Origin of the sequence: Streptomyces sp. NPDC086766 (genome assembly GCF_044746005.1) — a bacterium.
In the GTDB taxonomy this organism is placed as follows: Bacteria; Actinomycetota; Actinomycetes; order Streptomycetales; family Streptomycetaceae; genus Streptomyces.
The window spans coordinates 161,408-173,948 of record NZ_JBIVBI010000003.1 but is presented as its reverse complement, the minus strand read 5'-3'; the positions used below and the strand labels follow the sequence as shown (position 1 = coordinate 173,948).

At 69.4% G+C, this 12,541-nt stretch carries 13 protein-coding genes; 9 read left to right on the top strand and 4 right to left on the bottom strand.

What is annotated here, in order from left to right; translation table 11 throughout:
- Positions 1-27: 27 nt before the first annotated feature.
- Positions 28-231 (bottom strand): cold-shock protein, encoded by a 204-nt coding sequence (locus tag ACIPM1_RS06645; protein ID WP_003973099.1) that lies wholly within the window; start codon positions 229-231, stop codon positions 28-30.
- A 753-nt stretch (positions 232-984) separates the two neighbouring features.
- The gene (locus tag ACIPM1_RS06640; protein WP_402429825.1) at positions 985-1,452 is read right to left on the bottom strand and encodes an ATP-binding protein; all 468 of its coding nucleotides are present in this window, start codon (positions 1,450-1,452) and stop codon (positions 985-987) included.
- 170 nt (positions 1,453-1,622) lie between these two features.
- Here ACIPM1_RS06640 and ACIPM1_RS06635 point away from each other — a divergent pair, with 170 nt between their 5' ends.
- Positions 1,623-1,988 (top strand): STAS domain-containing protein, encoded by a 366-nt coding sequence (locus tag ACIPM1_RS06635; RefSeq protein WP_402429822.1) that lies wholly within the window; start codon positions 1,623-1,625, stop codon positions 1,986-1,988.
- Here ACIPM1_RS06635 and ACIPM1_RS06630 read toward each other — a convergent pair.
- The gene (locus ACIPM1_RS06630; RefSeq protein ID WP_402429818.1) at positions 1,978-2,283 is read right to left on the bottom strand and encodes an ANTAR domain-containing protein; all 306 of its coding nucleotides are present in this window, start codon (positions 2,281-2,283) and stop codon (positions 1,978-1,980) included. The two genes, ACIPM1_RS06635 and ACIPM1_RS06630, sit on opposite strands and share 11 nt — an antisense overlap.
- 404 nt (positions 2,284-2,687) lie before the next feature.
- Between ACIPM1_RS06630 and ACIPM1_RS06625 the strand changes: the two genes are divergently transcribed.
- From ACIPM1_RS06625 to ACIPM1_RS06615, 3 genes are all read left to right on the top strand, one after another.
- Positions 2,688-3,182, top strand: a complete 495-nt coding sequence (locus ACIPM1_RS06625) for a DUF5994 family protein (protein WP_402429815.1) — start codon at positions 2,688-2,690, stop codon at positions 3,180-3,182.
- Positions 3,183-3,265: 83 nt separating this feature from the next.
- Positions 3,266-3,730, top strand: a complete 465-nt coding sequence (locus tag ACIPM1_RS06620; RefSeq protein WP_402429812.1) for a PAS domain-containing protein — start codon at positions 3,266-3,268, stop codon at positions 3,728-3,730.
- Positions 3,658-4,026, top strand: coding sequence for an ATP-binding protein (locus ACIPM1_RS06615; protein WP_402429809.1), 369 nt, complete (start codon positions 3,658-3,660; stop codon positions 4,024-4,026). The genes ACIPM1_RS06620 and ACIPM1_RS06615 overlap by 73 nt, the downstream gene beginning before the upstream one ends.
- Before the next feature lie 658 nt (positions 4,027-4,684).
- Here the strand turns inward: ACIPM1_RS06615 and ACIPM1_RS06610 are convergent.
- On the bottom strand, positions 4,685-4,897 hold the full coding sequence (locus ACIPM1_RS06610; protein ID WP_402429806.1) for a hypothetical protein: 213 nt from the start codon (positions 4,895-4,897) through the stop codon (positions 4,685-4,687).
- A 221-nt stretch (positions 4,898-5,118) separates the two neighbouring features.
- Here ACIPM1_RS06610 and ACIPM1_RS06605 point away from each other — a divergent pair, with 221 nt between their 5' ends.
- The 5 genes from ACIPM1_RS06605 to ACIPM1_RS06585 all read left to right on the top strand — a co-directional run bounded on the left by ACIPM1_RS06605 (position 5,119) and on the right by ACIPM1_RS06585 (position 12,474).
- A complete protein-coding gene (locus ACIPM1_RS06605; protein ID WP_402429803.1) occupies positions 5,119-5,778 on the top strand; it encodes a hypothetical protein in 660 nt (219 codons plus the stop codon).
- Positions 5,775-6,032 carry a hypothetical protein gene (locus ACIPM1_RS06600; protein ID WP_402429800.1) on the top strand — a complete coding sequence of 86 codons (258 nt, stop codon included), beginning with the start codon at positions 5,775-5,777 and terminating at the stop codon, positions 6,030-6,032. Before ACIPM1_RS06605 ends, ACIPM1_RS06600 begins: the two co-directional genes overlap by 4 nt.
- Positions 6,033-6,160: 128 nt before the next feature.
- Positions 6,161-6,700 (top strand): NUDIX domain-containing protein, encoded by a 540-nt coding sequence (locus tag ACIPM1_RS06595; protein ID WP_402429797.1) that lies wholly within the window; start codon positions 6,161-6,163, stop codon positions 6,698-6,700.
- Between the two features lie 297 nt (positions 6,701-6,997).
- A complete protein-coding gene (locus tag ACIPM1_RS06590) occupies positions 6,998-9,364 on the top strand; it encodes a glycogen debranching protein (RefSeq protein ID WP_402429794.1) in 2,367 nt (788 codons plus the stop codon).
- A gap of 77 nt (positions 9,365-9,441) precedes the next feature.
- Positions 9,442-12,474, top strand: a complete 3,033-nt coding sequence (locus ACIPM1_RS06585; RefSeq protein ID WP_402429791.1) for a carbohydrate binding domain-containing protein — start codon at positions 9,442-9,444, stop codon at positions 12,472-12,474.
- Positions 12,475-12,541 lie beyond the last annotated feature (67 nt).

Below are 12,541 nucleotides of genomic sequence, written 5' to 3'. Positions count from 1 at the left end.
CCCCAGCTACGGATTTGCGCATCAGCGTCAGGCCGGAACGATGTTCTCGGCCGTCGGGCCCTTCTGGCCCTGCGCGATGTCGAAGTTCACTTTCTGGCCCTCGAGCAGCTCACGGAAGCCCTGCGCCGCAATGTTCGAGTAGTGGGCGAACACGTCAGCGCCGCCACCGTCCTGCTCGATGAAGCCGAAGCCCTTTTCCGCGTTGAACCACTTCACGGTACCAGCAGCCATGTCATATCTCCTTTGGGGCAGTGCATCGGCCTCCGCACCGCGCGGACGCCGTGTCGCCGCGATGATCACCCCGCCCGGAAATGACCGGAAAAACAAAAGCGCTCCCGACCCGGGGAAGCCTGGTGGGGGCACTTGAAGTCTCGGGAACCACAACTGCAACTGAGATCGACAGTAGCACGCGGGAGCGGCACGTGTGCGTTGAATAATTGCACTCTGCTCGGCGCGGCAAAAATTCGGACTGCATGGTCCCTCAAATTCTGACCTCTCGGGCACAGATATTTATTCACTCGGAGTGAAACGTCTCAAGAAGAGTTGCCAACGGCACCAGAGCTCTTAAGGGGCGCGACGACGTACGCGGCTATCCGTAAGACGCCTCTTCGAAGGGTTCCAGCAGCTCGTATCGACATTGCCGTGGGCCAGATCCCGCGGTACTGGCACTACCGCGCTCACCGTCCGAGGATCTGCTTCAGCGATGGGTTGCAGACCGGGCCGACCTCGCGTTGGCGCAGTGCCGGCACTCGCCGGGCAGTCGTCGACCATGTTCCGCAGTGACGTCAGGTAGACACGTTCCACCGCCGGTCCAGCGGGCATGGGCCCGCGGCACTGATCGCCGCAGCTGGCGCCGCGGGCCAGAGCGGACAGGCCCTTCAGACTCCCATACCGTGCCACCTCGAAGCAGACGGTAGCCATCTCGTCGTCGACGCGACAAGGCGGGCCGGCCACTCAACCACCAGCCCGGCGCCGACCTTTCGTTCAGCGGCGGACGGTGTCGCTGCTGGATGTGTCAGGCAGGGCGATGCGGGCCGTGATGCGCTTGCCGACCGGCTCCTGTTCGGTGAAAAGGTCCAGGGTGACGGCTTTGACGATCTCCAGGCCGTGCTGGCCGATCCGATCGGGATCGGCGGGCCGTGCAGCGGGCACGATGGGGTCACTGTCCCACACGACGACGTCCACGGCGCAGGCGGTGATGCGCAGTTCCATCAGGACGGGGCCGGGGGCGTATTTGAGGGCGTTGGTGACCAGCTCGCTGACCACCAACTGCGTGAGATCCAGGGCACGGGCGGGCACGGGCACGTGGTGATCGATGTGAGCCTGGTCAAGGAAGGCGACAGCGTGGTGGCGAGCGTCGGCGATACAGCCGACGCCTCCATCCAGGGCGTATCCGGCTCGCATCAGGTACCGATCTGCGGTACGGCCGTCACCGTCGGCATGGGATCCCACGTATCTCGCCCTCACTCCCTCCGTCAACGCGCGCGAGTACCCGCGGCAGCGAGGCGCAAGCCACCAGGAAACCGTCCGGCACGGCTACTTGGGCGCATGCCGCCGCGGCAGTGGGGCAGAATCGTGCGGGCACGCCCTGAGTGGGCAAGCCGAGGTGCAGTCGAGGAAACGTGAGCGACATCCACAAGGAAGACCGGCCACGCCGGCTCTCCATCCAGCGTGCAGTGGACGACGGCGTCCTCGTCGTGGCCCTGCACGGCGAGATCGACCACGACGTCAAGGACCTCCTCAGCGAGGCGCTGCTGTCCGAGGACGGCACGACGACGACGCGGATCGTGGCGGACCTCAGCGGTGTGACCTTCATGGACTCCAGCGGCATCAACGTCTTCGTCACCGTCCACCGACGCGTGAACGCCGCTCAGGGATGGCTGCGCATCGCCGGCGCGCAGGAGCCCGTCGTCCGCCTGCTGCACATGGTCGGCATCGACGAGATCATCGACTGCTACCCCGCCGTCGAACAGGGCCTCAACGCCTGAATCCTCGCCCGGGCCGGTCCGGGGCGCCCTGATGAGGCGAGCGCCGCTCCACCGCCGCGGCCACTTCCCGGCCCACCGGCTCCGGCAGCGGTCGGCCCGGCGCCCAGGCGATGACGGCCTTCGCGACCGTGTGCAGTTTGACGTTGGTGCGTTGGGAGACCTCGCGCAGCACGTCGAACCCGGCGGCTGGTCGAATGCGGCGGGTCGCGACGAGAACATCGATGGCCTGGTCGACCGTCGCGTGGGAGTCGACCGCTTGACGCAGCTCAGCGTTCTCCCGTCGAAGACGGGCCAACTCGGCGTCGGACGTTCCGTCAGGCAGGGGCCGCTCTTCGCAGGAGGTCGTCGGCGCAGATGGGCCAGTGCGACGGCGGGGCCCCGCCGGTGCCGATCAGGGCGGCTCGGGCCAGGGCGGCCCGCAAGCGTTCGGCTGGCCACCGCGACGGGCGGCGTCTCCGTCAGCCCGGCGTTCCAGTGCGAAACCGAGTTCGGGAACACCCCGTCTCCCGCTGTTCCCGGGCAGGAACAGCACGCCGGCCGGAGGTGTGCGTGTGGAGACGAGGTACGCGGCGACCGGGCAGGCGGGGAGTAGCGTGGTAGCGAGGGTCACGGAGAGTCTTCATGCCCTTGGCGGTAGCCGTCCTCCTCACCGCCACCGGCGGTCGGCGGCCTGCCAGCACCGAAAGGCAGGTGAGTTCCATGGCTGTCTCCGAGCCCTCTCCCCCGGCAGGACTCCTGGCGGACGGTGCGTACGAATCCCTGCGCCCCGGAACGGCACTCCTACGGCTCACGACCACCCACGACCGTGAGGGCGTTTTCGACGGGGCGTGGTGGCCCCGCTCCAGGAACTCAGGCGCCGAGCTGCCCGGCCTGATCTCCGCGCTGACCGAGCGGCTCGGGCCTGTCGCCCGCGTCGGCCTGGACCGAGACTCCTGGGACGAGCTGCCGACCCGGATGACTGTCGACGGACGCGTCGTGCACATCGACTCCTCTGTCGTGGGGAACGACACCGCCCTCGTGACCCGTGGCGACCGCGATCTCTTCCCGCTGCTCGTGATTCCGCCGGACACGCCCCTGCCCGCGGCGAGGGCCGCGATGGCCGATGCGGTCCGTACCGGCAATCTCCGGCGGGCCGGGCAGATCCTGGTCGAGACCGGCAGTGATCGGGACCGCCCCAGCGGCCCGCCGGCGTAACGGCAAGCGCCGATCGCCGATCGGATCGTCGTGACAGTCGTGCGGCCGGGTTCCTATAGGACCATCGGGTCACCGGAGTTCCGGTGGCCCGGGGACCGGGCCACCGCGGCGGAGTGTCCCGTAAGGGGGTGCGCGACGTGGTGGAGGACGTGAGGCCCGGCGGAGAGCGTGAGCGGCGGCTGTCGCCGGCGGAATCGGGGCTGTGGCATCGGGTCGTCGAGCAGCTGGGCACCGCGGTGACGGTGATCGACCCGGCCGGGCGGATCGTCGCGGTCAACCCGGCCGCCGAGCGGCTGCTGGGGCGCCCGGCAACGGCGATGTACGGGCAGGACCTGCATGACTTGTGCCATCGGGACCCGGGAGGCGCCCGGATCGCACGAGCGCTGCCCATTGCTGCGGGCCCTCGCTGCTCGGGGACGTCCTATCGGTGTCCGGGGCGTTCGAGGGCAGCGAGGACATCGCCCTCGCCCGTGGCATGGCCCGCAGCTTCCTCACCGATGTGCAGGCCGTGCACGGATTGCCGGTGTCCGGGCGCGCGATGGGCATAGTGCAGCTCGTCGTCAGCGAACTGGTGACCAACGCCCGCAAGTACGCACCCGGCCCCTGCCTGCTGACCCTGGAAATCAACGGCGGCGCCGTCGACGTGACCGTATGGGACAGCAACCCGACCCCGCCCGCGATCCTCGCGCCCGACCCGACCCGGATCGGCCAGCACGGGCTTGAGATCGTGATGGCCGTCGGCCAGAGCTTCGCCATCCACCGCGAATCGGTGGGCAGACGGATCACCACAGGGATCGTGCTGGCCGACGATCCCGGCGGGGCCCCCGCCGGCCGCCGACTGTGACGGCGTGAGACCCGGGCGGACCTGCACCCGGAACCCGGTCACGCACCGGCAGCCGACCTCTTCGCCAGAACCACGACCAGCTCACCCGCGTGCCCGCGGGCGCCTCGCCCACCTTCAGCCCCGGTGCGGTGTCATCCGCCCCATCCACGACATGGAAGCCCGCCAGCCTCAGGGGATGACGTCCCCGTCCAGCGAGCTCGGGACGGACGGACGACACGCGTTTCGCCTGCCAGCGCAGCCGATCTCAGACGAAGCCGCACCGGAGCGCTCCGATGCGCCTCGTCGTCTCACGGCTCGGCTCAAAATTCCGTCAGGACGCACCCCGGCGGAGCCTCGCCGTATCACTCGTCTATCACACAGCCATCACCAACTGGGCGGCCTCTCCCAGAGCAGAAGGCCCTGACCTGCTATTTCGTGCCCGCGCTGGACCGGCGTAGACGCCCACGGACGGTCTCTACAACCTGTGCCATGTCGTACCGCAGGACTCGCACGCCAACGCCACAGATCACGCACCAAGATCCGGACCAGGTGCGGACCAACTCGGCTCAACAGCAGACGATTCCGCCCCTTGCCGCAGGTCAGAGGCGACGGCGAGCGTGTACCACCAGCAGACGAAGAACCTCCTGGTCTCGTACTCACCGAAGAAGCTGGGCTCCTTCTAGAGCCTGAAGCCGGTTGCCTGGAGGCGTCGTCGCGCTCCAGGCAACCGGCATTCGGTGATGCAGAGGGTGTGGCCGTTGGCGTGGGAGTGCCAGTTGGTGCGGGCACCGGGGGTGAAGCGGACCAGGGCGGTCGCCGGCCGGGCCGGCTGGGCGGGGGTCTCGATCATGTCGACGGTGCGCGACAGACGTCGTCGACGACCGGTGGGCACACGAACAGCACCCTGCGATCCGTCAGGACGGCACCCACGCCGACGCCCGATCGAGGGGACGAGGAGGGGCGTGGAATCGGCGGTCCGCCGAGGCTTCCAACACGCGGCCGGCGCGTGTCGGCAGCTCTCCGGCCTGGTTTCGCGTTAGCCCGCCCGAATGATTCACCGGTGCCGCTGGGTGAACCAGGGACGGTGTTTCCGCGTCGGTGGGAGCCGTGGGCATGCGGGCGTTAGCGTCGGCTCCCGTGCCGCACAGCTATGCATTCGTGAACCTCAAGCCCGGAGTGGGGAAGACGACCAGCGCCGTCTGGTTGGCCCACGCACTGCATGCCTCAGACCTGTCACCGTTGCTCGTGGACAGCGACCCCGCGTCCTCCGCGTTGCGCTGGAGCGAACTGGCGGGCGGGTTCCCGTTTCCCGTGCTCGCTCTTCCGGTGGGCGACGTGCACCAGCGGGTGAACGACTTCCTCGACAACCGGCGGGCCGTGGTGTTCGACGCCCCGCAGATGGAGGACCACGCCCCCATCGCCCGGTCCATCATGAGATACGCGAGCGAGTGGATCGTGCCCGTGACCCCGGCTCCCATCGAGCTGGACCGCATGGCACCCATCAACCGGGAAATGGACGACATGCAGTCTCTGCGCGCCCGTCCGGCCCGGACGGCCGTCCTGCTGAACCGCACCAACCGTCCCGACGCCACGCGGACGGGCCCCGATGCCGATGCCCGCGAGGCCCTCAGAGAGCGGGGTTTCGACGTGTTGTCCACACACATCCCGCGGCTCGACCTGTACTCCCAGTCCTTCGGCAGCCCCGTCGAGGTGAAGGGAACGGCCTACATGGACCTCGCCGAGGAACTCATCAAACGTCAGGACTCCGTGTGAACCAGCGCAAGGACGCCTATCGAGCCGCACTGCGGGGTCGCCCGGACGGCCCCGCCCCCGCCGCCCACACCGCTACCACCGCCGACACCACTCCCACCACCACGGTCACGGCGCTGGAAACCCGCTACGTCAAGGTGATCATCGAACTGGACCACACCGTGGCACGTGCCCTCAACGACTGCTTGGCACAGCCGCTGTCCGCGCTCAGGCGCACCGGTGCGGCGACCCTGCGACTGCTGAGACAGGACGCGTAGCGGCCCGGCTTCCGCTTCCTCCCAGCAGCGCCGCATGGAGCGGTCCTCGCCGGCACGGTTCGCGTGATGACGCGACCCGGCGCGGCACGCATGATGGGGCGCCACCGGAGACGATCTCGGGGAGAGCCATGGGCGGCTGGAAGCGGGTGCGGGCCGAGTTGGTGCACCACGGACCGTTCGTCTCCCTGTATCGCGACCAGGTGATGCGGCCCGACGGCCGCCCCGGTACCTACGAGTACGTCGCCGTCGACGACGGTGTGCGCGTCGTCGCGGTCAACCAGTCGCGGCAGATCGCCCTGGTCGAGGACGACTTCTACCTCCAGCAGCGCCGCGTTCTGCATCTCCCCGGCGGAGGTACCGGTGGCCAGGAGCCGCGGGTGGCCGCCCTTCGGGAGCTGGAGGAGGAGACCGGCGTCGTCGCGGACGAGGTGCGTGCCCTGGGCGTCATCGACCCGCTGCCCGCCGCCACTGCCGCGCGTACGCACCTGTTCCTCGCCACCGGGCTGAGGCCGGGCGCCCTACACCGAGACGACACCGAGGTCGGTATGACGGTGCGGTGGACGGCGATGGACCGGGCGCTCGAGGCCGTCGAGGACGGCGTGATCACCGAGGCGGGCAGCGTGGCGGCTCTGCCGCTCGCCGAACGGGCGCTCCGCTCTGCGCCCTGACCGGCCGTCACCGATCCCGCACGGGGGATCAGCAGGAGTGGTGACGGGGTGCGCACGGGCTCCCCCTCGCAGTGGACGCCCCGGGGAGTGTTCGCCGGGCGGGCACCTCTTCGCCCTTCCACGCGCATCCCAAGGTCCGCTTCTACAAAGTCTGTTGGGCGCACCGGATCGTGCGCGAGGTCTTTACGGTGCTCCAAGGTTGCACTACTTTGCGGCAAGATTCAGCAATCTCTTTCACGCCATCGGTGTCCAGGGACCGGCGCCGAGGGCTATTCCTGCCTGCCTTCAGGAGCCGCCGTGCCTTCGCCCTCCCCCGCCCGCACGCGGAGAAGACGCCGCCTCGGCCTGCGAACCGCCACCGCGGTCCTCGCCGTCACCGCCGCCCTCGTCGCACCGCTCCCCTCCGGGGGCCTCGCCGCACCGGCCGCGGCCGCCACGGGCGGTCCGCTCGGCGCCCGCTACGACGCGTCCGGCACGAACATCGAGTTCCGGATCTACTCCTCCCGTGCCACCCGCATCGAGCTGTACCTGTACCGGGCGGCCACCGGCAGCCAGGAGGCCGCCGCCCTCCAGCTCACCAAGGACGCCACGACCTCCGTCTGGTCGGTGACGGTCCCGGTGGCGACGATCCAGCAGCAGTACGGCATCACCGGACCGGTCTACTACGGCTACCGCGCCTGGGGACCCAACTGGCCCTACGACCCGGCGTGGACGAAGGGTTCCAGCACGGGGTTCGTGGCGGACGTGGACGCGGCCGGCAACCGGTTCGACCCGAACAAGCTGCTGACCGACCCCTATGCCAGGGAGCTGACCCACGACCCGGTCACCCCGGCCGCCACCGACGGCTCGGTCTACGGCACCGGCCCCCAGCACCGCGCCGTCGACGACGCCGCGCAGGCACCCAAGGGCATCGTGCTCGCCGCGGACACCACGAGCACCGGCACCAAGCCGACCCGCGCTCTCAAGGACGACATCGTCTACGAGGTCCACGTGCGCGGCCTCACCGAGAACGACCCCTCCGTGCCCAGCGCCTACCGGGGCACCTACAAGGGCGCCGCCCTGAAGGCCGCCGACCTCGCCTCCCTCGGGGTCACCGCGGTGGAGTTCCTCCCCGTGCAGGAGACGCAGAACGACGCCAACGACGTGGACCCGACCGGCACGGCCGGGGACAACTACTGGGGCTACTCCACCCTCGACTACTTCGCGCCGGACCGCCGCTACGCCGCCGACCGGAGCGCCGGAGGCCCCACCCGCGAGTTCAAGGAGATGGTGAAGGCGTTCCACGACGCCGGGATCAAGGTCTTCACCGACGTGGTCTACAACCACACGGGCGAGGGCGGGCCCTGGAACGCGAGCGACAAGAACACCTACAACCTCTTCTCGCTGCGCGGCCTGGACAACCCCACCTACTACTCGCTGACCAGCGACATGCAGAGCCCGTGGGACAACACCGGCGTCGGCGGCAACGTCAACACCTACAACCCCGTCACCCGGGCCCTGATCACCGATTCGCTGGCGTACTGGAAGGACACCCTCGGCGTCGACGGCTTCCGCTTCGACCTCGCGCCGATCCTCGGCAACACCTGCCAGCACGGCTGCTTCCAGTTCAGCCGCACCGACCCGGACACCGCACTCAACCGCATCACCGCCCTGATGCCCGCGCGCCCCGCGGGCGGCGGCTCCGGCACCGACTGGATCGCCGAGCCCTGGGCGCTGGGCAGCGGCACCTACCAGGTCGGCAACTTCCCTGCCGGATGGTCCGAATGGAACGACAAGTTCCGTGACACCATGCGCCGCGACCAGAACGCGATGGGCGTGGAGAACGTCACCCCCAGCGACCTGGCCACCCGCTTCGCCGGCTCCTCCGACCTCTACCAGCCGAACGGCCGGGCGCCGTTCAACTCCGTCAACTTCATGGTCGCGCACGACGGTTTCACCCTCGCCGACCTCTACCGCTGCAACAGCAAGAGCAACAACCAGGCCTGGCCCTACGGCCCCTCCGACGGCGGCTCCGACTACAACCTGTCCTGGGACCAGGGGGGCGTCGCGGCCGACCAGCGCAAGGCCGCCCGCAACGGCTTCGCCTTCCTGATGCTGTCTGCCGGTACGCCGATGACGACCGGCGGCGACGAGTACCTGCGCTCGATCCGCTGCAACAACAACCCCTACAACCTGGACTCCTCGGCCAACTGGCTCACCACGTCGTACACCGCCGACCAGAGCGCCTTCCGCACCTACGCCGAGCGCCTGATCGCGTTCCGCAAGGCCCACCCCGCCCTGCGCCCGGTGGACTTCTACAGCGGGGCCGACGGCAACGGCAACGGTATGGGCGAGCTGGACTGGTTCACCCCGGCGGGCAGCGCACCCGACAGCACCTACTGGGGCGACTCCGGCAACCACGCCCTGGCCTGGCGCTACGACGGCACCGAACTCGGCGACCCGAACAGCGCACTCTACGTCGCCTACAACGGCTGGTCGGGCGACGTCGACTTCACGCTCCCGTCCCCCGGCGCGGGCAAGTCCTGGTACCGCGTCACCGACACCTCCACCTGGGCCGAGGGCGCCGACCAGGTCGCCCGGCCCGGCAGCGAGGCCCTGCTCGGCGGCTCCGGCACCGTCTACCGGCTGCACGGCCGCGCCGTCCTGGTCCTGATCGCCAAGTAGCGACCGGACCGCGACCTCCACACCACCCGCCACGGCCGCGTCCCCACCGCGGCCCCGCACACGAGGAGCCCCCCACCATGCACCTCGCCCACCCGTCCGGCAGACACCCCCGCTCCAGGCCGCTGCCGGTCCTCGTCGCCGCCCTGTACGGCCTGCTCATGGCCCTGCTGCCGGGCGCCCACGCCGACGCGTCGCCGAGCGCCGCCGCACACCCCACCGCCGTGAACGGCGCGAGCGCCGCGAACTCCGCCACGGTGTACTACTACACGCCGACCCGGGCCTGGTCGGCGTACCACCTGCACTGGGCGCCCTCCGGCGGCGGCTGGACCACCGTCCCCGGCACCCGGATGGACGCCGCCTGCACCGACTGGGTCGAGCTGACCGTCGACCTCGGCTCCGCCACCAGCTGGCAGGCGACCTTCAACAACGGCAACGGCGTCTGGGACAACGACAACGGCGCCAACTACCAGCTGGGCACAGGGGCGATCACCGTCAAGGACGGAATCGTGGCCCACAGCGACCCGTGCGGCTCGACGCCGCCCCCGGCCGGGAACACGGCGACGGTCTGGTACTCCGCGGCCGCCGTCGGCTGGCCCACCGTCAATCTGCACTGGGCTCCCGCGGGCGGCAGTTGGACCACCGTCCCCGGAGTCGGCATGGAACCGGCGTGCACCGGCTGGGTGAAGAAGACCGTCGACCTCGGCTCCGCCACCACCTGGCAGGCCACCTTCAACAACGGCAACGGCGTCTGGGACAACAACAACGGTGCCAACTACCAGCTCCGGCAGGGCAATTCCAGGGTCGACAACCACACGGTCACGGCCGCCGCGACCGACCCCTGCGCCGCCGCCGTCCCCGACACCACCGCGCCCACCACGCCCACCGGCGTGAACGCGAGCGTCACCGGCACCTCCGTGGTGCTGACCTGGAACGCCGCCACCGACGACGTGGGCGTCACCGGCTACCAGGTCACCCGCACCGGCGGCAGCCACGGCACCTCCGTGTCCACCACCTCCTCCACCGTCCAGTCCGAGAGCGGCCTGGAGGCGCACACCGACTACTGCTGGACCGTGAGGGCACGGGACGCGGCCGGCAACCTCTCCCCCGCGAGCACCTCCGAGTGCGCCACCACCGGGGAGGCCCCGCCGCCCGCCGCCTCCGGCGCCCCGCTCGGCGGCGACCCGCGCAAGGACCCGATCTACTTCGTGCTGACGGCACGCTTCTACGACGGCGACCCCTCCAACGACCGGGGCGGCAGCCAGCACGTGAAGTCCGGCAACGCGGCCAACGGCGATCCCATGTTCCGCGGCGACTTCAAGGGCCTGATCGAGAAGCTCGACTACATCAAGGCACTCGGCTTCTCCGCCGTCTGGATCACCCCCGTCGTCCTCAACCGATCGGACTACGACTACCACGGCTACCACGGCTGGGACTTCTACCGCGTCGACCCCCGCCTGGAGTCGGCCGGCGCCTCCTACCAGGACCTGATCGACGCCGCCCACGCCAAGGGGATGAAGATCTACCAGGACGTGGTCTACAACCACTCCTCCCGCTGGGGCGCCAAGGGCCTGTTCGTCCCCAAGGTCTACGGCGTGCGCGACTCCCAGTGGTCCTGGTACTACGACCAGCCGAACGCGGACTTCGCCTACGACGGCCTCACCGTCGAGCCCGTGTCGGGCAAGTCGTACTACAACGGCGACCTGTGGTCCACCGCCGAGCCGAGCGGCAACACCTGCCTCGACTGGGGCAAGCCCACGGGCCGCTACAGCGCCGAGGGCTACACCCTGTACAACTGCCAGTGGCCGTCACCCACGAACAGGCTCTTCCCCGCCGCGCTGTACCACCAGTGCTGGCTCGGCAACTGGGAGGGCGAGGACTCCCGCTCGTGCTGGATCCACGAGGACCTGGCCGACTTCAACACCGAGAACGCGACCGTGCAGCAGTATCTGATCGGCGCCTACGACAAGTACATCGACATGGGCGTGGACGGCTTCCGCGTCGACACCGCCGTACACGTCCCGCGCATCACCTGGAACCGCCGCTTCCTGCCCGCGATATACGACGAGGTCACCCGCAGGTTCGGCCCGGACAAGGCGAAGGACTTCTTCGTCTTCGGCGAGGTCGCGGCCTTCGTCAACGACAAGTGGAACCACGGCTCGGTCAACCACTCCGCCCAGTTCTACACCTGGAAGGAACGCAAGGAGTACACCTCCGACGACGTCCAGGCCGCCCTCGACCAGTACACCTACGAGGAGAACCTCGGCCCGGCCGGCCAGCCCACGTCGGACAACGCCTTCCTCGACGGCAACAGCTACCACACGCCGGACCACAGCCGGTTCAGCGGCATGGACATCATCGACATGCGGATGCACAACAACTTCACCTCCGCGTCCAACGCCTTCGGCAACGGCAAGGACTCCGACGACGCCACCAACGACGCCACGTACAACGTCGTCTACGTCGACAGCCACGACTACGGCCCGAACAAGTCGAGCACGCGCTACGCCGGAGGCACCGACGCCTGGGCCGAGAACATGTCCCTGATGTGGACCTTCCGGGGCGTCCCCACCCTCTACTACGGATCGGAGATCGAGTTCCAGGCCGGCAAGCAGATCGACTGCGGACCCACCTGCCCCCTGGCCTCCACCGGCCGCGCGTACTACGGCGACAAGGTCGCGGGCGAGGTCACGGCGAGCGACTTCTCCGAGGTCTCCAGCGCGTCCGGCGCCGTGGCCACCACGCTTCAGCAGCCGCTGGTCAAACATGTCCAGCGGCTCAACCAGATCCGCCGCGCCATCCCCGCCCTGCAGATGGGCCAGTACTCCACCGAGGGCGTCAGCGGGGACATGGCATTCAAACGCCGCTACACCGACACCGCCACCGGCGTCGACAGCTACGCCCTGGTCTCGGTCGGCAACGGCGCCACCTTCACCGGCATCCTCGACGGAACGTACAAGGAGGCGGTCACCGGCCGCAGCGTCACCGTCACCGACGGCACCCTCGACGTCCCCGCCTCCGGCAAGGGAAACCTCCGCGTCTACGTCCTCGACCAGGGCGGGGTGAACGCCGCGCCCGGCAAGATCGGCACCGACGGGCCTTATCTCAAGTAGGCGCGCCGGAGGTCGCGTACGCGAGGGCCGAAGGGACCGACGGTTGCCTCCCGCACGTCGTACAGGC

Bases quoted from the DNA above. Each gene is read 5' to 3' on its own strand.
- ACIPM1_RS06605 (WP_402429803.1), top strand. From the start codon at position 5,119: ATGCGGGCGTTAGCGTCGGCTCCCGTGCCGCACAGCTATGCATTCGTG.
- ACIPM1_RS06625 (WP_402429815.1), top strand. From the start codon at position 2,688: ATGGCTGTCTCCGAGCCCTCTCCCCCGGCAGGACTCCTGGCGGACGGT.
- ACIPM1_RS06585 (WP_402429791.1), top strand. From the start codon at position 9,442: ATGCACCTCGCCCACCCGTCCGGCAGACACCCCCGCTCCAGGCCGCTG.
- ACIPM1_RS06595 (WP_402429797.1), top strand. From the start codon at position 6,161: ATGGGCGGCTGGAAGCGGGTGCGGGCCGAGTTGGTGCACCACGGACCG.
- ACIPM1_RS06615 (WP_402429809.1), top strand. From the start codon at position 3,658: ATGGCCCGCAGCTTCCTCACCGATGTGCAGGCCGTGCACGGATTGCCG.
- ACIPM1_RS06645 (WP_003973099.1), bottom strand. From the start codon at position 231: ATGGCTGCTGGTACCGTGAAGTGGTTCAACGCGGAAAAGGGCTTCGGC.